Source organism: Streptomyces niveiscabiei, assembly GCF_001419795.1.
Lineage (GTDB): Bacteria > Actinomycetota > Actinomycetes > Streptomycetales > Streptomycetaceae > Streptomyces > Streptomyces niveiscabiei.
The window spans coordinates 1-20,787 of record NZ_LIRL01000056.1 but is presented as its reverse complement, the minus strand read 5'-3'; the positions used below and the strand labels follow the sequence as shown (position 1 = coordinate 20,787).

Sequence of the window (20,787 nt, the reverse complement as noted above, 5' to 3'; positions counted from 1 at the left end):
CGACGACGTGGTCCAGCTCCTCGCGGGTGATGGGGAAGCCGTGCGCGGCGGTGGCCGCGAGGAGGGCCTCGATCTCGGTCCAGCCGGCCGCGTCGAGGCGCAGCCCGATCCGCTCGGGCTGGTGGCGCAGGTGTTTCGAGAGGTACTTGGACACCTTCACGGTGCGATGGTCGGGGGTCATCCCCTCAGTGTGCGGAGAGAGATGTGGATCACGCACCCAATTTTCGTCCCCAGGTTTGATCCACAACCAACCGTAGTTATCCACAGGGGAGTTGGGGATTCTGTGGATAACTGACGGGTGGAACGCGGCATTTGGGCAACTCGGGCCGCGCGCAGGCTACTTGGCCAACTCCCTCACCCGCGCGGCTCGTAGCGCGCGAACGCCCTCAACACCCTTGGCGACAGCCGCGACAGCAGCCGCGACCCCTTCGCCTCCGGCGTCACCGGCACGACGGCGTCGTTGCGGACGACCGCGCGCACGACCGCGTCGGCGACCTTCTCCGGCGGGTAGTTGCGCCGCCCGTACATCCGCGACGACTTCTCCCGCCGCCGCTCCTGCTCGTCCGCGTCGACGCCCACGAACGTCGCGGTCGAGGTGATGCCCGTGTTGATCAGCCCGGGGCAGATCGCGCTGACGCCGATCCCCTTGCCCGCCAACTCCGCGCGCAGGGACTCGCTCAGCATGAGGACGGCCGCCTTGGACGTGCCGTACGCGGACAGCACGCGCGAGGGCTGGTACGCGGCGGCCGACGCGATGTTCACGATGTGCCCGCCCTGCCCGCGCTCGACCATGTCCCGCCCGAACAGGCGGCAACCATGAATGACGCCCCACAGGTTGACGTCCAGGACGCGCCGCCAGTCCTCGGTGCTCGTGTCGAAGAACGAGCCGGACATGCCGATGCCGGCGTTGTTGACCAGCACGTCGACCACACCGTACGACTGCCGTACCTTGTCGGCGAGTTCCTCCATGGCCTTCTCGTCGGAGACGTCCACGGCCTCGGCCCACGCCTCCCGCGCCCCCACGAGCCGCGCCAACTCGGCCGTACGCGTGGCGCTCTCGGCGTCGCGGTCGACGGCGACCACGCGCGCGCCCGCCTCCGCGAAGGCGAACGCGGTGGCCCGCCCGATGCCGCTGCCCGCGCCGGTGACCAGCACGAGTTGGCCGGCGAACCGCTCGGCGTGCACGCCCGCCGGGGTCGCCGAACGCGCCTGCCCGGCCTCGACGGACGTCACGAACTCGGTGACCCAGGAGGCCACTTGGTCGGATCGCGTGCGCGGGAGCCAGTGCTTGGCGGGGATCGTGCGCCGGGTCAGGCGCGGCGCCCACGTCTCCAACTCGTCGTACAGCCGCGGCGACAGGAACGCGTCGTCGAGCGGCGTGATGAGCTGCACGGGCGTGTGCGCGTAGGCGTCCGCGCGCGGCCGGCTCAGCCGGGCCCGGACGTTGTCCCGGTACAGCCAGGCGCCGTTGGCGGCGTCGGAGGGCAGGGACGCGGTCGGGTACGAGGTGTCGCCGATCTTCTCCGCACGGCGCAGCAGGTCCGGCCAGCGCTTGCCGAGCGGCCCGCGCCAGGCCAGTTCGGGCAGCACGGGGGTGTGCAGCGCGTACACGTACCACGACTTGGCGCCCTGGCCGAGGAGTTGGGCGGCCTGGCGCGGAGTGGGCCTGCGCAGACGGCGGTTGATCCAGTGGCCGAAGTGGTCGAGGGAGGGCCCCGACATCGACGTGAAGGACGCGACGCGGCCCTCCGTGCGCGCGACGGTCACGAACTCCCAGCCCTGCACGGACCCCCAGTCGTGCCCGACCAGGTGCACCGGGCGCCCCGGGCTGATCGCGTCGATCACCGCGAGGAAGTCGTCCGTCAGCTTCTCCAGCGTGAACCCGCCCCGCAGCGGCTTCGGCGCGCTCGAACTCCCGTGCCCGCGCACGTCGTACAGCACCACATGAAACTGCTCCGCGAGGCGGGCCGCGACCGGCGCCCACACCTCCTTCGTGTCCGGGTAGCCGTGCACGAGGACGACGACGGGGTTCCCCAGCTCGCCGAGTTCCGCCACGCACAGCTCGATCCCGCCGGTGGTGATCCGGCGTTCGCGCGCCCCGTCCAGCATCGTCACTTCCCCTCCGCCCACTGCCGCACGTGCGGCAGGTCGTCGTCCAGCCAAAAAGCGCTCTCCGCCGGGTCCTTGGAGTCCGTCACGACGAGGATCTCCTCGAACTTCGCGCCGGTGCCCCGGAATCCGAGATGCGGTTCGACCGCCCACAGGCCCGGCTGCGGGGGATGGTCGGAGAAACGGTACGGCGACCACAGCGGCGACCATCCGTCGCGGTGCCCGTGCAGGGCGTCCGAGGCGAGGCCCTTCAGCGACTGCGCGCCGAACCCGAACAGGTGCGGGGAGAACCGCCGCTGCGTCACCCTGTCGACCTTGTGGGCGATCACACCGAAGGGGTACGCGCGATGCCGGTTGGCGTAACCCTGGAGAGCCATGAGGCGGTCCACGTCCTGGTAGATCTCCCGCAGCGACCTGCGCTCGCGGACCTCCCTCAGGATCAGCTCGCGGTGCGCCTCCAGGTCGGCCATCAGGCGTTCCTGTACGGGGTTGGCGCCGAGCGAGCCCGAGTAGCCGATGTCGGCGGTGTAGCCCTCGTACACGGGCGCGAGGTCCAGGATGAACGGCATCCCGGGCTCCAGGCGGCGGTTGGTCGGGAAGAACTGGAGGGGGACGCGGAAGCCCGTGAACGCCGTGCGGTCGCCGAACCAGGCGAAGGGCAGGTGGAACCAGTCCGTCACCCCGCGCTCGCGCATCCACCGGCGCTGCATGCGCGCGGCCTCGCGTTCGGTGACGCCCGGTGTCAGCCGGGCCGCGACGTCCTGCGCGCACGCGTAGGCGAGCCGCTGGACCTGGCGGAAACCCCGCAGGTCGGCGCGGGAGTCGGGGGTCACTGCGGTTGCCATGGCACCTCGCCGTGCGGTTGCGATACGCGTCCGTAACTTGACCACGCCGAATCTGGCACTTGTTAGAGAAACCGTCAATAGGGCGGGCGGTCCCGCATGGCACGGCTCGCGCGTAGACCTCGTACCTCTCAGGTAGGGGATCCCTTAGCCGTCCCCTACATCTCAGGTACGGGGTGAAGACGGCTCTACGGAGTGACGACCGAGTGTGTGCGGAGTCACTACCTTCGAACCGTGACTGTGATCGCGACCGAAAGCCTGAGCAAGCGGTTCCCGAGGGTGACCGCTCTCGACCGGCTGTCCGTGGACATCGGAGCCGGTGTGACCGGACTGGTCGGTGCCAACGGCGCCGGCAAGTCCACCCTGATCAAGATCCTCCTGGGTCTGTCCCCCGCGAGCGAGGGCCGAGCCGAAGTGCTCGGGCTCGACGTCGCGACCAAGGGCGCCGCCATCCGCGAGCGCGTGGGCTACATGCCGGAGCACGACTGCCTCCCGCCGGACGTCTCGGCGACCGAGTTCGTCGTCCACATGGCCCGCATGTCCGGCCTCCCGCCCACGGCGGCCCGCGAGCGCACGGCGGACACGCTGCGGCACGTCGGGCTGTACGAGGAGCGCTACCGCCCCATCGGCGGTTACTCGACCGGCATGAAGCAGCGCGTCAAGCTCGCCCAGGCCCTCGTCCACGACCCCCGCCTGGTCTTCCTCGACGAGCCGACCAACGGCCTCGACCCGGTCGGGCGCGACGAGATGCTCGGCCTGATCCGCCGCATCCACACCGACTTCGGCATCTCGGTCCTGGTCACCTCCCACCTCCTGGGCGAACTGGAACGCACCTGCGACCACGTCGTCGTCATCGACGGCGGCAAGCTCCTGCGCTCCAGCTCCACCACCGACTTCACCCAGACCACCACCACCCTCGCCGTCGAGGTCACCGACACCGACGAACACCCGGACGGCACCCGCGCCCTGCGCGAGGCGCTCCTCACCCGAGGGGCGGACGTCCAGGACGGCGGCGCGGGCCTCCCCGGCGCCGGCCACCTCCTGCTGCTGACCGCGCAGGGCGAGGAGACGTACGACCTGGTCCGCGACCTCGTCGCCGACCTCGGCCTCGGCCTGGTCCGCATGGAACAGCGCAGACACCACATCTCCGAGGTCTTCACCACCGCCGACGAGCAGAGCGCGCAGAGCAAGGAGGCCGTCCGCCATGGCGGTTGACCACACCGCGGGCGAGACCTCCCGCATCCACGACATCGGCTACCGCGGCTACGACGGCCCCCGCCTCGGCCGCGCCTACGCCCGCCGCTCGCTGTACGCGCAGTCCCTGCGCGGCGCCTACGGCCTCGGCCGCTCGGTGAAGTCCAAGGTCCTGCCGATGCTCCTGTTCGTCGTGATGCTCGTGCCGGCCGCCATCATGGTCGCCGTCGCGGTCGCCACGAAGGCCAAGGAACTCCCCCTGGACTACACGCGGTACGCGATCGTCATGCAGGCCGTCATCAGCCTGTACGTCGCCTCCCAGGCCCCCCAGTCGGTCTCCCGCGACCTGCGCTTCAAGACGGTCCCGCTGTACTTCTCGCGGCCCATCGAGACCGCCGACTACGTCCTCGCGAAGTTCGCCGCGCTCGCCTCCGCCCTGTTCGCGCTGACCGCCGCGCCGCTCCTCGTCCTGTACGTGGGCGCGCTGCTCGCCAAGCTCGACTTCGCCGACCAGACCAAGGGATTCGGACAGGGACTGGTCTCCGTGGCGCTGCTCTCGCTGCTCTTCGCCGGACTCGGCCTGGTCATCGCCGCGATCACCCCCCGGCGCGGCTTCGGCATCGCCGCCGTCATCGCCGTCCTGACCATCACCTACGGCGCGGTCTCCACCCTCCAGGCCATCGCGCACGAGCAGTCCAGCGGCGGCTCCATCCCCTGGATCGGCCTGTTCTCGCCGATCACGCTGATCGACGGGATCCAGACCGCCTTCCTCGGCGCGAGCTCCGCCTTCCCCGGCGGACAGGGCCCCTCCAGCGCCGAAGGCGCGGTCTACGTCCTCGTCACCCTCGGACTCATCGCTGCCTGCTACGGCCTGCTGATCCGCCGCTACCGGAAGGTGGGCCTGTGACCACGCTCTCCCTCGACCACGTCTCCCGCTGGTTCGGCAACGTGGTCGCCGTCAACGACATCACCATGACCATCGGCCCCGGCGTCACCGGCCTCCTCGGCCCCAACGGCGCCGGCAAGTCCACCCTCATCAACATGATGGGCGGCTTCCTCGCCCCCTCCACCGGCACGGTCACCCTCGACGGCGTCCCCGTCTGGCGCAACGAGGACGTCTACAAGCACATCGGCATCGTCCCCGAGCGCGAGGCGATGTACGACTTCCTCACCGGCCGCGAGTTCGTCGTCGCCAACGCCGAACTCCACGGCCTCGGCGCCAAGGCCGCCCAGCGGGCGCTGGCCACCGTCGAGATGGAGTACGCGCAGGACCGCCGTATCCAGACCTACTCCAAGGGCATGCGCCAGCGCGTCAAGATGGCCAGCGCCCTCGTCCACGACCCCTCGCTGCTCCTGCTCGACGAGCCCTTCAACGGCATGGACCCCCGCCAGCGCATGCAGCTCATGGACCTGCTGCGCCGCATGGGCGACGAGGGCCGCACCGTCCTGTTCTCCTCGCACATCCTCGAAGAGGTCGAGCAGCTCGCCCGGCACATCGAGGTCATCGTCGCCGGACGGCACGCCGCGAGCGGCGACTTCCGCCGTATCCGCCGGCTCATGACCGACCGGCCGCACCGCTACCTCGTGCGCTCCAGCGACGACCGGGCGCTCGCCGCCGCGCTCATCGCCGACCCGTCGACCGCCGGCATCGAGGTCGACAAGGCGGAGGGCGCGCTGCTCATCCAGGCCGTCGACTTCGGCCGCTTCACCGCCCTGCTGCCGCGGGTGGCCCGGGACCACGGCATCCGGCTGCTGGCCGTCTCGCCGTCCGACGAGTCCCTCGAATCCGTGTTCTCGTACCTGGTCGCGGCGTAGGAGGCCCTGATGTACGACCCCACTGTCGCCCGGCTCACCTACCGGGCCCTCCTCGGCCGGCGCCGGGCGCTCATCCTCGGCGCGCTGCCGATGCTGCTCATCGTGATCGCCGTCATCGTGCGGGCCCTCGCGGGGGCCGACGACCAGACCGCCGTCGACCTGCTCGGCGGGCTCGCGCTCGCGACGATGGTGCCGATCATCGGCGTCATCGCCGGGACCGGCGCGATCGGGCCCGAGATCGACGACGGGTCCGTGGTGTACCTGCTGTCCAAGCCGATCAAGCGGCCGACGATCATCTCGACGAAGCTCATCGTCGCCATCGCCGTGACCATGGTGTTCTCGGCGCTGCCCACCCTCGTCGCCGGGTTCATCCTCAACGGCAACGGGCAGCAGATCGCCGTCGCGTACACCGTCGCCGCGCTCGTCGCGTCCATCGCCTACGCGGCCGTGTTCCTGTTGCTCGGCACCGTCTCGCGGCATGCCGTCGTCTTCGGGCTCGTCTACGCGCTCGTCTGGGAGGCGCTGTTCGGGTCCCTCGTGCCGGGGGCGCGCACGCTCAGCGTCCAGCAGTGGTCCCTCGCCGTCGCGCACGAGGTGACCGGCGGCGACCTCGTCACCTCCGACGTCGGGCTCGCCACCGGGGTGATCTTCCTCGTCGCCGTCACCGGGCTCGCGACCTGGTACGCGGGACAGAAGCTGCGCACCCTCACGCTCGCCGGGGAGGAGTGAGCCGGGGAGAGCCAAGAGGAGCCTGTGAGGTGCCGGTCGGCCTTGACGGAGGTTTCACCTCCGTCCGGGCACACTGGCGTAAAGGGGACGGGGACAGGAGGGAAGGATGGCGGAGGAACGTTCACGGGAAGCCGGTCGCGGAGACGCCGGCGGCTCCGGGCGGGACGAGATGTGGGACGAGCTCGTGCTCGACGAGGACTTCGTGCGGGGTGCGGAGGCGAGTGAGCCGTCCGCGCGGGCGCGGATGCTGTCCGCGAAGTGGAGCCGCGAGGCGCCCGAGCCGCAGCCCTGGCGCTCCGACGAGCCGCCCGCGGGGTGGTTCTTCAGCAAGGCCCGGCGGAAGCGGTGGCGACGCAAGTAGGGGGCCGGTGGGGTTCCCTGCCGCTCTGCCGGCGATTAAATCAGTGGCGGGCAACTGGCCGGGCGGGCAAAGTAGTTGTGTCCGCATCGCCGGTTTTCGGGCGATGACACATACGGGGAGAGAAGCGAGGCGTATGTCCATGCACGGCAGGACGTCCCGCTTCCATCAGGGCAGTCCGCCGCAGGCTCCGGAGTAGTCGCTCACTCCGTCCGAGCCCGCGTGCGAGGACGCCCGGGGCGGCCACTTCGAGCACGCGAGATCACTCTCGCGTGGGCCGCCCACCCGGAGGATTGGCTGAGTGGTCAGTGGGCGGGTGCGGGTAGTAGGTGGCTGGTCGCGCAGTTCCCCGCGCCCCTAAAAAGTCGGACCAGCTAGTCGGCATGGGTATGCACCCGCACCCGATAGCCGGTCCGCACCCCGTTTTTCAGGGGCGCGGGGAACTGCGCGACCAGCCCACCACCACCCGCACTCGGCAACCGCGCAGAGCCCACCCCCGCAATCCCCGTCCTCACCCCAACAACCGCTCCACCACCACCGCGATCCCATCCTCCTCGTTGGACGCCGTCACCTCGTCCGCCACCGCCTTCAGCTCCTCGTGGGCGTTGGCCATGGCTACGCCCCGGGAGGCCCAGGCGAACATGGGGAGGTCGTTCGGCATGTCGCCGAAGGCGATCGTGTGGGCCGACTTGAGCCCGAGGCGTCGCGCCGCGAGGGAGAGGCCCGTGGCCTTGGAGAGGCCCAGCGGCAACAGCTCCACTATCCCCGCACCGGCCATCGCGACCGTGACGAAACCGCCCGCGGCCACCCGCGCCGCCTCGGCCAACTCGTCGTCGCCCAGCGTCGGATGCTGGATGTAGATCTTGTTCAGCGGCGCGGCCCACAACTCGGCGGCATCCGTCAGCGGCGTCGCCGGCAGGTTCCCCAGGCTCGCGTACCCCGGCCCGACCAGCACCTCCCCGTCCAGCCCGTCGCGGCTGGCCGCGAGGTACAGCGGCCCCACCTCCGCCTCGATCTTCGCGAGCGCGACCCCCGCGAGCTGCCGGTCCAACGTCACGGACGTCAGCAGCCGGTGCGCGCCGGCGTCGTACACCTGAGCACCCTGCCCGCAGACGGCGAGCCCGGTGTAGCCGAGGGCGTCGAGGATGTGCCGGGTCCAGGGAACCCCCCGCCCGGTGACGACGATGTGGGTCGCCCCGGCGGAGGTCGCGGCGGCGAGGGCGTCGCGCGTACGGGACGACACGGACTCGTCGGACCGCAGCAGCGTCCCGTCGAGATCGGTGGCGATCAGCTTGTACGGAAATCCCCCCGCACCGTCACCCGCGCCACCACTTGCACCACCACCCACATCCCCGCTCACGCCACCGCTCACTTCACCGGCCCCGTTCACAGCACCCACTCAAGTCACCCTCACTCGGATCGACCCCCACCGGACACCCCGCCCACAGCACAGGGGACGCCCCAAAAAAGGACGCCCCCTCGAAGCCGGACCAGCTCAAGAACCCGTCGGCTCCAGCACCTCGCGCCCGCCCAGGAACGGCCGCAGCACCTCCGGCACCCGAACCGACCCGTCCGCCTGCTGATGGTTCTCCAGGATCGCGACGATCGTCCGGGGAACGGCGCACAGCGTGCCGTTCAGCGTCGCCAGCGGACGCACCGTCTTGCCCTCCCGGTACCGGATGGACAGCCGCCGCGACTGGAACTCGGTGCAGTCGGACGTGGACGTCAGCTCGCGGTACTTCCCCTGCGTGGGAATCCACGCCTCGCAGTCGAACTTCCGCGCGGCGGACGACCCGAGGTCACCGGTGGCGACGTCGATGACCCGGAACGGCAGCTCCAGCGAGGTCAGCCACTGCTTCTCCCACTCCAGCAGCCGCCGGTGCTCCGCCTCGGAGTCCTCGGGCGCGACGTAGGAGAACATCTCGACCTTGTCGAACTGGTGGACCCGGAAGATCCCCTTCGTGTCCTTGCCGTGCGACCCGGCCTCGCGCCGGAAGCAGGGCGAGAACCCGGCGTACCGCAGCGGAAGGCGTTCCGCGTCGAGGATCTCGTCCATGTGGTACGCGGCGAGCGCGACCTCGGACGTGCCGACGAGGTACAGGTCGTCCTTGTCGAGGTGGTAGACGTCCTGCGCGGCCTGTCCGAGGAACCCGGTCCCGGCCATCGACTGCGGACGCACCAGCGCCGGCGTCAGCATCGGCGTGAACCCGGCGGCCGTGGCCTGCGAGATCGCCGCGTTGACGAGCGCGAGCTCCAGCAGCGCGCCGACCCCGGTGAGGAAGTAGAAGCGCGAGCCGGAGACCTTGGCCCCCCGCTCGACGTCGATCGCGCCGAGCAGCTGGCCCAGCTCCAGGTGGTCCTTGGGCTCGAACCCCTCGGCGGAGAAGTCGCGGATCTCCCCGTGCGTCTCCAGCGTGACGAAGTCCTCCTCGCCGCCGACGGGTACGTCGGGGTGGACGAGGTTGCCGAGCCGGAGCAGCAGCTCATGCGTCTCGGTGTCCGCTGCGTCGCGCTCGGCGTCGGCGGCCTTGACGTCGGCCTTGAGCTGCTCGGCCTTCTTCAGCAGCTCCGCCTTCTCGTCCCCGGCGGCCTTGGGGATCAGCTTGCCGAGCTGCTTCTGCTCGGCACGGAGTTCGTCGAAGCGGACGCCGGACGACCTGCGCCGCTCGTCGGCGGACAGGAGGGAGTCGACGAGCGCGACGTCCTCTCCACGGGCGCGCTGCGACGCGCGCACACGGTCGGGGTCCTCACGGAGCAGGCGAAGGTCAATCACAGGCCCAAGGCTACCGGTGTGGACCGAGGGCCCACGACCGACTATTCCCCTCACTCCAAAAAGCCGGTTACGACCCGTTATGAACGAATTGCCGAACGTGTCAAGGTAATCCGTCCCGCTCCCTGGGACGGGGCATCATCGAGGCCCGAAGTTGACCCGACTGCCTTGTGGAAAAAGGGACTTGGGGACCGGTTGTCCACAGTGATCCACACCCTGGGGAAAGTTATCCACAGGGTGTGCGAAAGATCTGTGGACATCGGGAACGATCTTTCTCGCGCGCGGCCCCGAGTCGGGAATTTCTGTCCTAAACGCGCCTCGTATCCACTTTCGAGTGGAAACGCGTCGCTCCAAAGGATTGCGCGCAGGAAACAAGTGGACGAAGGGTGACCCACCCACCGGTGGACAAGCCGAGGGCCGGGGTGCCGATTTGTCGACTGAGTACCACCGCGCAGTCGACTTATCCCCAGGTCGAGAAGGTCGCCTGTGGATAACTCCTGTGGATAACTACGCGGTACGCCTGTACTACCGGAAGCGCCCGTCCTGGCACCGCGCCACCCACTCCGACGCCGCCACGAACTCCGCGTCCGACGTCCCCGGGAACGGCACCGCCACATCCCCCGCGCCGGTGACGTCCGCGCGCGGGTACGAGCCGAGGAACCGCACCTCGCGGCAGATCCGCTTCAGCCCCATCAGCGCCTCCGCGACCCGCCGGTCGTTGATGTGCCCCTCGGCGTCGACGCAGAAGCAGTAGTTGCCGATCCCCGCCCCGGTCGGCCGGGACTGGAGCAGCATGAGGTTGATGCCCCGCGTCGCGAACTCGCCCAGCAGATCGCGCAGCCCGCCGGGGTGGTCGTCGCTCTGCCACAGCACGACGGAGGTCTTGTCGGCGCCGGTCGGCGCGGCGGGCCGGGCCGGACGCCCCACGAGGACGAACCGGGTCTGCGCGTTCTCCGCGTCGTGGATGCCGGTCTCCAGGGCCTCGAGTCCGTACCGCGCGGCGGCGAACTCGCCGGCGAAGGCGGCGTCGTACCGGCCCTCCTGGACCAGGCGGGCGGCGTCCGCGTTCGAGGCGGCGGACTCCCAGAGCGCGTCGGGGAGGTGCTTCTTCAGCCAGTTGCGGACCTGCGGCTGGGCCGCCGGGTGCGCGGAGACCGTCTTGATCTCGGAGAGCTTCGTACCCGGCCGTACCAGCAGCGCGAAGGTGATCGACAGCAGCACCTCGCGGTAGATCATCAGCGGGGTGCCCGCGACCAGTTCGTCGAGGGTGGTGGTGATCCCGCCCTCGACGGAGTTCTCGATCGGCACGAACGCGGCCTCGGCCTCGCCGACCCGCACCGCGTCCAGCGCGGACTGCACGGACACGTACGGAACCAGTTGCCGGGTGGCCGTTTCGGGCAACGTCCGCAGAGCGACCTCCGTGAAGGTGCCCTCGGGACCGAGATACGCATAGCTGGCAGGCATGGGATCACCCTAATGGCCCTTGTGGAACGCGGCCTACGCATCTCACGGTCGAGTGAACCTGCGTGACCTCAGGCGCGCGCCCCTTACCCCTCCAGCAGCGACTGCCCCACGTACCCGCCCTCCTCGGCCCCGCCCGGCACCGCGTACAGCCCGCTCGACTCGTGCCGGATGTACTTCGACAGCGCGTCCCCCCGGTCCAGCTTCCGCTGCACGGTGACGAACCCCCGCAGCGGATCGGCCTGCCAGCAGATGAAGAGGAGCCCCGCGTCGGGTGTCCCGTCCGGGTCGATCCCGTCGTGGAAGGAGAACGGCCGCCGCAGCATCGCCGCACCCCCGTTCTGGTCCGGCCGGGAGATCCGCGCGTGCGCGTTGATCGGCACCACCAGATCCCCCTTCGCGTCCACCTTCTCCAGATCCATCGCGGTCGTCTCCGACCCCCCGGACAGCGCCGCGCCGTCCGCCTTCCGCCGCCCGATGACCTGCTCCTGCGCCGCGACGGTCAGCTTCTCCCAGTCGTCGAGGAGCATCCGGATGCGGCGGACGACGGCGTAGGACCCGTTCGCCATCCACACCGGGTGCTCCGACGACGAGCCGGACGACGAGCCGGATGCCGGTACGAAGATCCGCTGATCGAAGTCCGGCTCGGTCGGCTTCGGATTGCGCGTCCCGTCCATCTGCCCCATGAGATTCCGCGCGGTCATGGGGTGCGCGGTCGCCCCCGGCGACCGGTTGAACCCGTTCATCTGCCAGCGGACCTTCGCGGCGCTCCCCGCGTCCTTCTGGATCGCGCGCAGGGCATGGAAGGCGACGAGCGCGTCGTTGGCCCCGATCTGCACCCACAGATCCCCGTCGCTGCGGGCCTTGTCGAGCCGGTCGGAGGAGAAACTCGGCAACGGGTCGAGCGCCACGGGCCGCTGCTTCTCCAGCCCGGCCTTCGCGAAGAAGCTGTGCCCGAACCCGAAGGTGATGGTCAGCGCGGAGGGCCCGGCATCCATGGCGATCCCGGTGTCCCCCGGCCCCGCCGCCTCCCCGGCCATCAGCCGCTCGGCCGTCCGCGACCACCGCCGCATCAGCGCGACGGCCTGCGCCCGCCCCGCCCCGGCCGCCAGGTCGAACGCGAGGACATGCCCCTTCGCCTGGAGCCCCTGAAGGATCCCGGGCTGATGTTTCACGTGAAACGCGACCTCGTCCGCCCCCACGGACGTCAACGGCGTCGCCTCGCCGGGCGCGGCGGCGTACGCGGCACCCGCGCCGCCCGCCGCGCCGAGCACCAGCCCGGCCGCACCGGCCGTACCGAGCAGCGCCCGGCGTGACAGTCCCTCCTGCGTCGGTGTTTCCGAGGTCGTACGGGGCTCCGAAAGGGTCACGGTTCAGCCGATCTGCGCGTTCTTGGAGACGGTCGTCTGGTCGATGTCGGAGGTCCGGACGGTGACGGCGATCTTCCACTCGCCGGCCACCGGGATCTGTACTCCGTTCGCCGCCCAGTGACCGGTGGTGATGTGGTCGGGGGTGACGGGCAGGGGCCCGATCTTCTGGGATTCGAGCGTGAAGGCGACCTTCAGCTCGGGGACGTCGAAGGGCTGCCCGTTCGCGTCGGTGAGGTAGATGTGCAGCTCGTTGGCCCCGGTCCCGGCGGGGTCCATGTCCACGCTGACGACACCCTTGCCCTTGGCTCCGCCGGTGTCGAAGCTCATGTCCAGCGTCAGCGCGCCCCCGGTGCCGTCCGAGGCGGCGCTCGACGACACGGAGTTCGCGGCCTTGGCCTCCAGTTCGGTACGGCCGGGCTCGGTGGACGTGAGGATCGTCGTCACGGCGAGGAGGACGACGGCGACCCCGGCCTCGGCGAGGACGGAACGCCTGAGCCCGGACCGGTTGGTGTCGCCGTCCCGCAGCTTCTTCTGCCGGGCGGTGTCCACGGCGGCCTGCTGGCGGGCGAGTTGAGCGGCACGCTTGCTGTCTTCACCCGGGGCGCCTGCCGTGGTGACGGTCGCTTTGACCTCTGCCTTGTCGTCTTCCTCGGCTTCGGTAGTGGTCGTCTCTTCAGAACGCGTCGAAGCCTGGGTCGCCAGCCGCCCGGTCCACCGCCGGGAGACCGACGCGATCCCCACCAGCACGACCACCAGCCCGATCTTCACCAGCAGCAGTTGCCCGTACGACGTCTCCGTGAACGCCGACCACGAACCGAGCTGCCGCCAGGACTGGTAGATCCCGGTGGCGACCAGCGCCAGCACACTCCCGAACGCGATCTGCGAGAACCGCCGCACGGCGACCGCGTCCACGGGCTGCTCGGCGGGCCCCCGGTACAAGGCGACCAGCAGCGTCACGAGCCCTCCGAGCCACAGCGCCACCGCGAGCAGGTGCACGATGTCGACCGGCATGGCGATCCCCGCCTGCAACCCCGTCGACGCATGCTCGGCCAACGCCCAGCTGGCAGCCAGCCCGGCGGCGACGACCGTCCCGCCGACCGCCAGCCCGAACCGCAGATCCCGCTTCTCCTCGTCGTCCCGCTTGTCGTACGCCCCGAAGAGCACGGCGATGAACAGCGCGGCAGCGGCGAGCAGCAGCAGCCGCGACACCAGCGCGGCCCCCGCCTTCGTCTGGAGGACGTCCCCCAGCAGCGAGAGGTCGAAGATGTCCCCGACCTTCCCGGACCCGGTGTACGCCCCGCGCACGAGCAGCAGGAACAGCGTCGACGCGGTGAGCGTCAGCCACCCCCCGACGACGAGCCGCTGCACGGCCCGTACGGAACTCCCCCGCGACCAGCAGGCCAGCACGAAGGCCGCGCCGCCGACGAGGACGATGAACCCGGCGTACGAGAAGTACCGCCCGGTGTCGTAGAGCGCCCCCACGACCCCGCCCCCGGCGGCCTGCACGGACGCCGAGACGCTGGTCTTGGAGGGCGCCCCGATGGAGAACGTGTACGCCCCGGCGACGGGATGGCTGTCCTCGGAGACGATCTGGTACGTGACCGTGTACGTCCCGTCGGGCAGCCCGCTGCGCAGCGGCACGGCGTAGGTCGTGCCGCCCGTGTTGTTCGCGGCCCCCGCGTCGACCCGGTTCCCCTTGGGGTCCAGGACGCGCACGGAGTCCTTGTTGGTGGCGATCTTCTCGGAGAACGTGAGCGTCACCTGCGTGGGGGCCTGCGCGACCACCGACCCCTGCGTGGGATCGCTGCCGGTGAGCGCGGCATGCGCGGACGCGGGCGCGGCACCGGCGAGGAGCGCTCCGGTGACGGCCAGGAACAGCAGCACCCAGGTGCGCACGCGCGAGGCGGTGGCCGACGGCATGTGTTTCCCTCCCTCAGTTCCCGGTCTTCGGGACGTACGTCGCCGACTCCACCGGAATCTCGACCTTCATGGCCTTGGACTCGGCGAAGTGCAGGGTCACGGTCACTTTCTCGCCCTGCTTCGGCAGTCGCCCCAGCTTCTCGAACATCAGATGGTTGCCGCCGCTCTTGAACACGAGTTGACCGTGTGCGGGCACATCGAGGGAGGTGACCTCGGACATCGACCCGCCGCTGGTCTCGTGCAGGGTGACGGGCCCGGCGTCGCTGGTCACGGACGTCAGCTCGTCCTTCGTACCGCCCTTGTTGCTGATGGTCAGGAACCCGGCGGCCATCTCGGAGACGGGCTGCGGGATGTAGGCGGCGCCGACGGACAGGGCGGGGGCGCTGTCGTCGGAGGACCCGCACCCGGCGAGCAGCAGCACCGCCCCGATCCCCAGGGCGGCGAGCCTCACGGCTTGGCTCCCCGCATCAGCTTGGGCAGGTCCTTGATGTAGTCGTCGACGGTCGCCGACTCCGTGTAGAGGACGTAGCCCCCGTCGGTCTTCGGCGAGAACGCGACGACCTGCGTGCCGTGCGTGGAGACCATCTTGCCGTTCTTGTCCTTGTGCGGCGGCTCGATGGTGATGCCGACGGTGCGGGCGGCGGCCTGGATCGTTGTGAAATCGCCGGTCAGGCCGACGACCTGCGGGTCGATGCCCTTGAGCCAGGAGGCGAGCGCGGCCGGGGTGTCCCGCTCGGGGTCGGTCGTCACGAACACGACCCGCAGCTCGTCCTGCTGCGCCTTCGGCAGCTTCGACTTGGCGACGGCGATGTTGTTCATGGTCAGCGGGCACACGTCGGGGCAGTGCGTGTACCCGAAGTACAGCAGCGTCGGCTTGCCCTTGGTCGCGGCCCGCAGGTCGTACTTCTTGCCGGCCGCGTCCGTCAGCACCAGGTTCGGCTTGGCGAAGGGCTGGTCCAGCACGATCGCGGCCTGCTCGCTGGTGTTGCCGCCCTCGTCGACGACCGAGGCGACCGAGGCGGAGTCGCCGTCGCCGCTCCCGCAGGCGGACAGGGTGAGCACGGCGGCGGCGAGCAGGGCGGCCGTGGCGTACGTCTTCTTGCGCATAGAGAAATGTCCCAGATGTTCGGAAGGAGGCGGGACGCGCGCCGTTGCCTCCGGCGCGCGTCCGCGCGGATCAGGCTTCGGGCGCGGCGGTACGACGACGTCCCGCGAGCACGCCGTACGCCACTCCGGCGATCCCGACGACGATGCCGACGACACCGAGGACCCGGGCCGTCGTGTCGGTGCTGTCCTTGTCGGAGGACGACGCGGAGGCGGCCGTCGTGTTCGCGGCGGCGGCCTCGGTGGCGCCGCCGCCGTGGTGCCCGTCGCCGGACGCGGCGGCCAGGGCCAGGGTCGGGGCCGGGAACTCGGGCTCCTCGGCACCGGCCGCCTGGACCTCGATCCAGCGCACGACCTCCTTGTTGGAGTACGTCTGGAGCGCCTTGAAGACCAGCGAGTCGGCGTCCTCGGGCAGCGCGCCCACCGACACCGGGAACTGCTGGATGAAGCCGGGCTCGATGCCCTTGCCGGACGCCGTCCAGGTGACCTTCGTGACGGCCTCGGTGATCTGCTTGCCGTGCATGGTCAGCGGCTTGGCGAGCTTGCCCTTGGTGACGACGACGTTCCAGCCCTCCACCGGCTGCGGCATCACGGACGCGAGCGGGTGGTCGGCAGGGAAGGCGACCTCCAGCTTCACCGTCGAGGCGTTGTCGCGCTCGTTGGGGACACGGAAGTCGACGACCGCGTACCCGCCCTTGGCGGCGGTGCCCTCCGGGACGACGGTGACGTGCGCGAAGGCGGGGGAGGACAGCGCGAGGACGGCGGTCCCGGCGACGGCGGAAGCGGCGAGGAGACGACGGGTGTTCATGGCACTCCACGGTGAGTGAGGTCGGGTGAGGGCGCACGCGAGCGTGCGTATGCCGCACGACGCCGGCCACTCCCCTGGGAGGCGGTCCGTCGTGTCAGGCGGCGAGAGCGAGGCGGGCGCGCGCCGGTGGGCCTCGCCGTACGACCGTGTGCTGAAGCTCCGTCCACCGCGGCCCGGGCGGTGCGACCCGGTCCGCGCGGGGGGCGCGCGGCCCCTTGCCGGGTACGCCGGGCAGCCCCGCGAGCAGCGCGCGCACCAGCGTGAGCGCCCCGCGCAGGGACCGTACGAGCGCCCCCTCGGCGACGCCGCGCACGGACAGGTCGATCAGCCGCAGCAGCGCGCTGTCCCCGCGCCGCAGGAGCCAGCCGGCGGCGACGGCCGCGAGGACATGGCCGAGCAGCATCGGCAGGGACGGCAGCAACTCGGGTCCGCCGGTGGACACGGGGTGCGCGGCGGCGTCGTACACCCGCGCCTCGGTGAGGACGCGGTACGCGTGCTCCGGGCTGATCGCGGCGACCGTCGTACCGCACAGCAGGCGCGCGGCCTGGGCGACGAGGTGGGCGTCGGCGGTGGAGCCCATGCCCGGCATGGGCGGCATGCTCGCCGTCGAGGCGCCGCCGGAGGTGTGCTGGCCGAGGCCGAACACCATGTGCAGCGCGGTCTGTCCGGCCGCGAGGAGCGCCACGATCCCCGGCAGCGAGCGTTCCCGCCCGCACAGCGGGGCGACCAGCGCGCACATCACCAGGAACCCCGCCCCCAGCGTCCACACCGGGATCGTCGCGCAGGACGCGAGCGCGTGCCCGACGGCGGCCAGCACGACGCAGACCGCGGCGAACACCGCGGCCCGTATCAGCCGGAGGGGGACAGTCATGGCGGGCTCATCATCGCACTGGCTCCGCCGACGGCGGACGGCAGGGCCGCAAGTGGCGACTGAGGTGCGCATACACCCGCCACGGCCCCGCGCGCATCCGCCACATGGGCGGGATCACGCGCACATCGCGCTTACATCAGCCTTCTGGGGGCAATAGGTATCGGTATGTCGAGCCGCGACCAGAGCCGCGACCAGGAGGCTGGAACATGAGCATCTGGTGGTCACTGCATCTGCGGCGCGACGCCGCGAGCGTGCCGCTCGCGCGGCGTCTGCTGCTCGGCACGATGGAGACGGCCGGTGTCGATCCCGACGTCTGCTACGACCTCTCCGTCGCGTTGAGCGAGGCCTGTGCGAACGCCGTGGAGCACGGCGGGGGGACCACGTCCGAGGCGTTCCGCGTCACCGCGTACCTCGACGGCGAGAAGTGCCGTATCGAGGTCACCGACTCCGGGCCCGGGTTCGCGCACACCGGGAGAACGCCGAGAGTCTCCGCCGCCGACGCGGAGGCGGGCCGCGGGCTCTTCCTCATCCAGCAGCTCGCCGACCACGTCCACATCGGCAACAAGCCCGGCATCGGCGGCGCCGTCGTCAGCTTCGACAAGATCCTCAAGTGGCGCGAGGACGCTCCGCTGGTCGCCGTGTGACACCGGGCTCCGGTTCCGTTCGTCCAGGTCCGCGTCGCACTCCTCCGACGCGGCGACGCGGACCTGCCCCCTGCGGCCTCAGCCCTTGAGCGACCCCATCCAGGCCTCCACTTCATCCCCCTGCCGGGGAAGACCGTCGGACATGTTCCGGTTGCCCTCCTCCGTCACCAGGATGTCGTCCTCGATCCGCACCCCGATGCCCCGGTACTCCTCGGGCACCGTCAGGTCGTCGGCCTGGAAGTACAGCCCGGGTTCGACGGTCAGCACCATCCCCGCCTCCAGCGTCCCGTCCACGTACGACTCCACCCGGGCCGCGGCGCAGTCGTGGACGTCCATGCCGAGCATGTGCCCGGTCCCGTGTAGAGTCCACCGGCGCTGGAGCCCCAGCTCCAGCACCCGCTCCACGGGCCCCTCGACCAGCCCCCACTCGACGAGCCGCTCGGCCAGCACCCGCTGGGCGGCGTCGTGGAAGTCCCGGTACTTCGCGCCGGGGCGCACCGCCGCGATCCCGGCCTCCTGCGCGTCGTACACGGCGTCGTACACGCGCCGCTGCACCTCGCTGAACCGCCCGTTGACGGGGAGGGTCCGCGTCACGTCGGCGGTGTAGTACGTGTGGGTCTCGACCCCGGCGTCGAGCAGCAGCAGGTCACCGGCCCGCACGGGCCCGTCGTTGCGCACCCAGTGCAGCGTGCACGCATGCGCGCCCGCAGCCGCGATCGTGCCGTACCCGACGTCGTTCCCCTCGACCCGGGCCCGCAGGAAGAACGTCCCCTCGATGTACCGCTCGGACGTCGCCTCGGCCTTGTCGAGGACCCGCACGACGTCCTCGAACCCGCGCACGGTCGAGTCGACGGCCTTCTGGAGTTCCCCGACCTCGAACGCGTCCTTGACGAGCCGCGCCTCGGAGAGGAAGACCCTCAGCTCCTCGTCCCGCTCGGCGGTGACCTTGTCGTGGAGGGCGGCCTCGATGCCGGAGTCGTAGCCGCGGACGACGCGGACGGGGCCGGTCGCCTCGCGGAGCGTGTCCGCGAGCTTGCGGACGTCGGACACGGGGAGCCCGTACACCTGCTCGGCCTCGGTGAGGGAGTGCCGTCGCCCGACCCACAGCTCGCCCTGCCCGGAGAGCCAGAACTCGCCGTTCTCGCGGTCGGAGCGGGGGAGGAGGTAGAGGGTCGCGGTGTGGCCCCCGGCGGCGACGGGCTCCAGGACGAGGACGCCGTCCTCGGTCTGGTTGCCGGTCAGGTACGCGTACTCGACGGACGCGCGGAACGGGTAGTCCGTGTCGTTGGACCGCACCTTGAGGTTCCCGGCGGGGACGACGATCCGCTCGCCGGGGAAGCGCTCGGACAGCGCGGCCCGCCGGGCGGCCGTCTCCGCGGCCTGCGGGATCGCGGCGAGGTCACGCAGCTCGGTGTCGGCCCACCCGGACTTCATGTTCTCGGCGAGTTCGTCCGAGACCCCGGGATACAGCCCGTTCTTGCGCTGCTTGATCGGCTCCTCAGGCTCGCCTTCCGGGGTGAGCTCGTCAGCCACGGTCTTCCTCCTCCATACGGCACGGACCGTCCCACGGCATCGGGACTGCCCCCATCGTACGGATGTGCGGAATCCGGCAAACCCCCCTATAGAGCCATCCTCCTCCGTCCCCCCGCAGAGCTACCGGTACTACTCGAACCGCGCCGCCAGCAGCACGACGTCCTCCGCGCCGCCCTCCTCGTCCGGCACCATCGCCCGCAGCACGTGGTCCGCGACGGCCCCGGGGTCGCCCCGCAGCGCCCTCGGCACCCCGGCGGCAGCCGTGTGCAGGCGCGTGAACGCGCGGTCCACGGGATCGCCGGTACGCCGCAGCAGCCCGTCCGTGTACAGCAGAACCGTCTCTCCCGGTTCCGCCTCCAGCTCGACGCTCGGCGCCTCCCAGCAGGACAGCATGCCGAGCGGCGCGGACACCGACGTCTCGACGAACTCCGTACGCCGGTCCCCGACCAGCAGCGGCGGGCAGTGCCCGGCCCCGGCGAGGGTGACCTTCCGCAGGGCGGGCTCGCAGTAGGCGAACAGCGCGGTGGCCGAGCGGGCGGGTTCGGTGAGCCGCAGGAGGAGTTCGAGGTCGGAAAGCACGGCGACGGGGTCCTCGCCCTCCATCACGGCGTACGCGCGCAGGGAGGCCCGCAGCCGGCCCATCGCGGCGACGGCGCTGGGCCCCGCGCCGGTGACGGACCCGACGGACAGCCCGAGCGCGGCGTCCGGCAACGGCAGCGCGTCGTACCAGTCCCCGCCGCCCCGCGCCCCACGCCGGTGCCGCACGGCGAGCTGCACGCCCGCGACCCGCGGCAACCGCGACGGCAACAACTCCTCGGCGATCGTCGCCACACACGCGCGCGTGCTCTCGACCTCCAGCAACCGCCCCACATGCGCCGCCACGAACCGCGTGTACAGCCCGACGAGATGCCGCCGCCGCTCGTCGGGAGCCCCGGCCTCCTCATACAGCCACACGACAGCACCGCAGAACCCGGGCCGCGCCACGGGGTCGGGAGTGTCGGCGGCACCGCGAACACCGGGCACACGGGCCCCTCCGGGGGCGCCGGGGAGGCTGGGGGCGCCGGAGCCGCGAGGAACACCGGGGAGGCCGGGAGCAGCGGAGCCGCAAACAGCGCCGGAACCGCCGGACCCGCCGGGGACACGGGAGTTGCCGGGCACGCCTCGCCCGCCGGAGACGCCGGAGGCCTGGGAGTTGCCGGGAACGCCGGAGATGACGGCCCCGTCCAGCCCCTCAGCCCCGCTGAGCCCGCAACCCGCAC

General features: G+C 71.1%; 20 protein-coding genes. 6 read left to right on the top strand and 14 right to left on the bottom strand.

Annotation, left to right across the window (positions count from 1 at the left end):
- The 3 genes from AOK24_RS03625 to AOK24_RS03615 form a co-directional block, all read right to left on the bottom strand.
- A partial coding sequence (locus tag AOK24_RS03625; protein WP_206191139.1) for an RNA 2'-phosphotransferase occupies positions 1-181 on the bottom strand: 181 nt, incomplete at its 3' end.
- A 173-nt stretch (positions 182-354) separates the two neighbouring features.
- Positions 355-2,115: an SDR family oxidoreductase gene (locus tag AOK24_RS03620; RefSeq protein ID WP_055718594.1), complete on the bottom strand. Its 1,761-nt coding sequence runs from the start codon at positions 2,113-2,115 to the stop codon at positions 355-357.
- A complete protein-coding gene (locus AOK24_RS03615) occupies positions 2,112-2,954 on the bottom strand; it encodes a M24 family metallopeptidase (protein WP_055718593.1) in 843 nt (280 codons plus the stop codon). The genes AOK24_RS03620 and AOK24_RS03615 overlap by 4 nt, the downstream gene beginning before the upstream one ends.
- A 237-nt stretch (positions 2,955-3,191) precedes the next feature.
- Between AOK24_RS03615 and AOK24_RS03610 the strand changes: the two genes are divergently transcribed.
- From AOK24_RS03610 to AOK24_RS03590, 5 genes are all read left to right on the top strand, one after another.
- Positions 3,192-4,166 (top strand): ABC transporter ATP-binding protein, encoded by a 975-nt coding sequence (locus AOK24_RS03610; protein ID WP_055718592.1) that lies wholly within the window; start codon positions 3,192-3,194, stop codon positions 4,164-4,166.
- Complete coding sequence (locus tag AOK24_RS03605; RefSeq protein WP_055718591.1) at positions 4,156-5,052, top strand: ABC transporter permease subunit; 897 nt, start codon at positions 4,156-4,158, stop codon at positions 5,050-5,052. The genes AOK24_RS03610 and AOK24_RS03605 overlap by 11 nt, the downstream gene beginning before the upstream one ends.
- The gene (locus tag AOK24_RS03600; protein ID WP_055718590.1) at positions 5,049-5,960 is read left to right on the top strand and encodes an ABC transporter ATP-binding protein; all 912 of its coding nucleotides are present in this window, start codon (positions 5,049-5,051) and stop codon (positions 5,958-5,960) included. Before AOK24_RS03605 ends, AOK24_RS03600 begins: the two co-directional genes overlap by 4 nt.
- A gap of 9 nt (positions 5,961-5,969) precedes the next feature.
- Positions 5,970-6,689 carry an ABC transporter permease gene (locus tag AOK24_RS03595; RefSeq protein ID WP_055718589.1) on the top strand — a complete coding sequence of 240 codons (720 nt, stop codon included), beginning with the start codon at positions 5,970-5,972 and terminating at the stop codon, positions 6,687-6,689.
- A 106-nt stretch (positions 6,690-6,795) separates the two neighbouring features.
- Positions 6,796-7,050, top strand: a complete 255-nt coding sequence (locus AOK24_RS03590) for an SGM_3592 family protein (protein ID WP_055718588.1) — start codon at positions 6,796-6,798, stop codon at positions 7,048-7,050.
- Positions 7,051-7,558: 508 nt separating this feature from the next.
- On the opposite strand, the gene AOK24_RS03585 is transcribed toward AOK24_RS03590, so the two are convergent.
- The 9 genes from AOK24_RS03585 to AOK24_RS03545 all read right to left on the bottom strand — a co-directional run bounded on the left by AOK24_RS03585 (position 7,559) and on the right by AOK24_RS03545 (position 17,351).
- Positions 7,559-8,407 carry an HAD family hydrolase gene (locus AOK24_RS03585; RefSeq protein WP_240553632.1) on the bottom strand — a complete coding sequence of 283 codons (849 nt, stop codon included), beginning with the start codon at positions 8,405-8,407 and terminating at the stop codon, positions 7,559-7,561.
- Between the two features lie 135 nt (positions 8,408-8,542).
- Positions 8,543-9,820 carry a serine--tRNA ligase gene (gene serS, locus AOK24_RS03580; protein ID WP_055718586.1) on the bottom strand — a complete coding sequence of 426 codons (1,278 nt, stop codon included), beginning with the start codon at positions 9,818-9,820 and terminating at the stop codon, positions 8,543-8,545.
- Positions 9,821-10,342: 522 nt separating this feature from the next.
- Positions 10,343-11,281, bottom strand: a complete 939-nt coding sequence (gene pheA / locus AOK24_RS03575; RefSeq protein ID WP_055718585.1) for a prephenate dehydratase — start codon at positions 11,279-11,281, stop codon at positions 10,343-10,345.
- An 83-nt stretch (positions 11,282-11,364) separates the two neighbouring features.
- On the bottom strand, positions 11,365-12,648 hold the full coding sequence (gene efeB, locus AOK24_RS03570; RefSeq protein ID WP_055718584.1) for an iron uptake transporter deferrochelatase/peroxidase subunit: 1,284 nt from the start codon (positions 12,646-12,648) through the stop codon (positions 11,365-11,367).
- Between the two features lie 3 nt (positions 12,649-12,651).
- Entirely contained in the window at positions 12,652-14,568 is a 1,917-nt protein-coding gene (locus tag AOK24_RS03565; protein WP_055718583.1) for a copper resistance CopC/CopD family protein, read from the bottom strand.
- A gap of 13 nt (positions 14,569-14,581) precedes the next feature.
- Positions 14,582-15,019 carry a copper chaperone PCu(A)C gene (locus AOK24_RS03560; RefSeq protein ID WP_055718582.1) on the bottom strand — a complete coding sequence of 146 codons (438 nt, stop codon included), beginning with the start codon at positions 15,017-15,019 and terminating at the stop codon, positions 14,582-14,584.
- The gene (locus AOK24_RS03555) at positions 15,016-15,675 is read right to left on the bottom strand and encodes an SCO family protein (RefSeq protein WP_055718581.1); all 660 of its coding nucleotides are present in this window, start codon (positions 15,673-15,675) and stop codon (positions 15,016-15,018) included. Before AOK24_RS03555 ends, AOK24_RS03560 begins: the two co-directional genes overlap by 4 nt.
- 70 nt (positions 15,676-15,745) lie before the next feature.
- Entirely contained in the window at positions 15,746-16,480 is a 735-nt protein-coding gene (locus AOK24_RS03550) for a YcnI family copper-binding membrane protein (RefSeq protein WP_055718580.1), read from the bottom strand.
- A gap of 94 nt (positions 16,481-16,574) precedes the next feature.
- Entirely contained in the window at positions 16,575-17,351 is a 777-nt protein-coding gene (locus AOK24_RS03545) for a hypothetical protein (RefSeq protein ID WP_055718579.1), read from the bottom strand.
- 206 nt (positions 17,352-17,557) lie between these two features.
- Between AOK24_RS03545 and AOK24_RS03540 the strand changes: the two genes are divergently transcribed.
- Positions 17,558-17,995, top strand: coding sequence for an ATP-binding protein (locus AOK24_RS03540; RefSeq protein WP_055718578.1), 438 nt, complete (start codon positions 17,558-17,560; stop codon positions 17,993-17,995).
- 78 nt (positions 17,996-18,073) lie between these two features.
- Here AOK24_RS03540 and AOK24_RS03535 read toward each other — a convergent pair whose 3' ends face one another.
- Together AOK24_RS03535 and AOK24_RS03530 are read right to left on the bottom strand one after the other, a co-directional pair.
- Positions 18,074-19,528: an aminopeptidase P family protein gene (locus AOK24_RS03535; protein WP_055718577.1), complete on the bottom strand. Its 1,455-nt coding sequence runs from the start codon at positions 19,526-19,528 to the stop codon at positions 18,074-18,076.
- Between the two features lie 129 nt (positions 19,529-19,657).
- Positions 19,658-20,787: PP2C family protein-serine/threonine phosphatase (locus AOK24_RS03530; RefSeq protein WP_055718576.1), on the bottom strand; the 1,130-nt coding region annotated here is incomplete at its 5' end.

Excerpts from the sequence above, each read along its gene's own strand:
- AOK24_RS03615 (WP_055718593.1), bottom strand. The coding sequence starts at position 2,954 with ATGGCAACCGCAGTGACCCCCGACTCCCGCGCCGACCTGCGGGGTTTC.
- AOK24_RS03605 (WP_055718591.1), top strand. The coding sequence starts at position 4,156 with ATGGCGGTTGACCACACCGCGGGCGAGACCTCCCGCATCCACGACATC.
- AOK24_RS03595 (WP_055718589.1), top strand. The coding sequence starts at position 5,970 with ATGTACGACCCCACTGTCGCCCGGCTCACCTACCGGGCCCTCCTCGGC.
- AOK24_RS03590 (WP_055718588.1), top strand. The coding sequence starts at position 6,796 with ATGGCGGAGGAACGTTCACGGGAAGCCGGTCGCGGAGACGCCGGCGGC.
- pheA (WP_055718585.1), bottom strand. The coding sequence starts at position 11,281 with ATGCCTGCCAGCTATGCGTATCTCGGTCCCGAGGGCACCTTCACGGAG.
- AOK24_RS03565 (WP_055718583.1), bottom strand. The coding sequence starts at position 14,568 with ATGCCGTCGGCCACCGCCTCGCGCGTGCGCACCTGGGTGCTGCTGTTC.
- AOK24_RS03555 (WP_055718581.1), bottom strand. The coding sequence starts at position 15,675 with ATGCGCAAGAAGACGTACGCCACGGCCGCCCTGCTCGCCGCCGCCGTG.
- AOK24_RS03550 (WP_055718580.1), bottom strand. The coding sequence starts at position 16,480 with ATGAACACCCGTCGTCTCCTCGCCGCTTCCGCCGTCGCCGGGACCGCC.
- AOK24_RS03545 (WP_055718579.1), bottom strand. The coding sequence starts at position 17,351 with ATGACTGTCCCCCTCCGGCTGATACGGGCCGCGGTGTTCGCCGCGGTC.
- AOK24_RS03540 (WP_055718578.1), top strand. The coding sequence starts at position 17,558 with ATGAGCATCTGGTGGTCACTGCATCTGCGGCGCGACGCCGCGAGCGTG.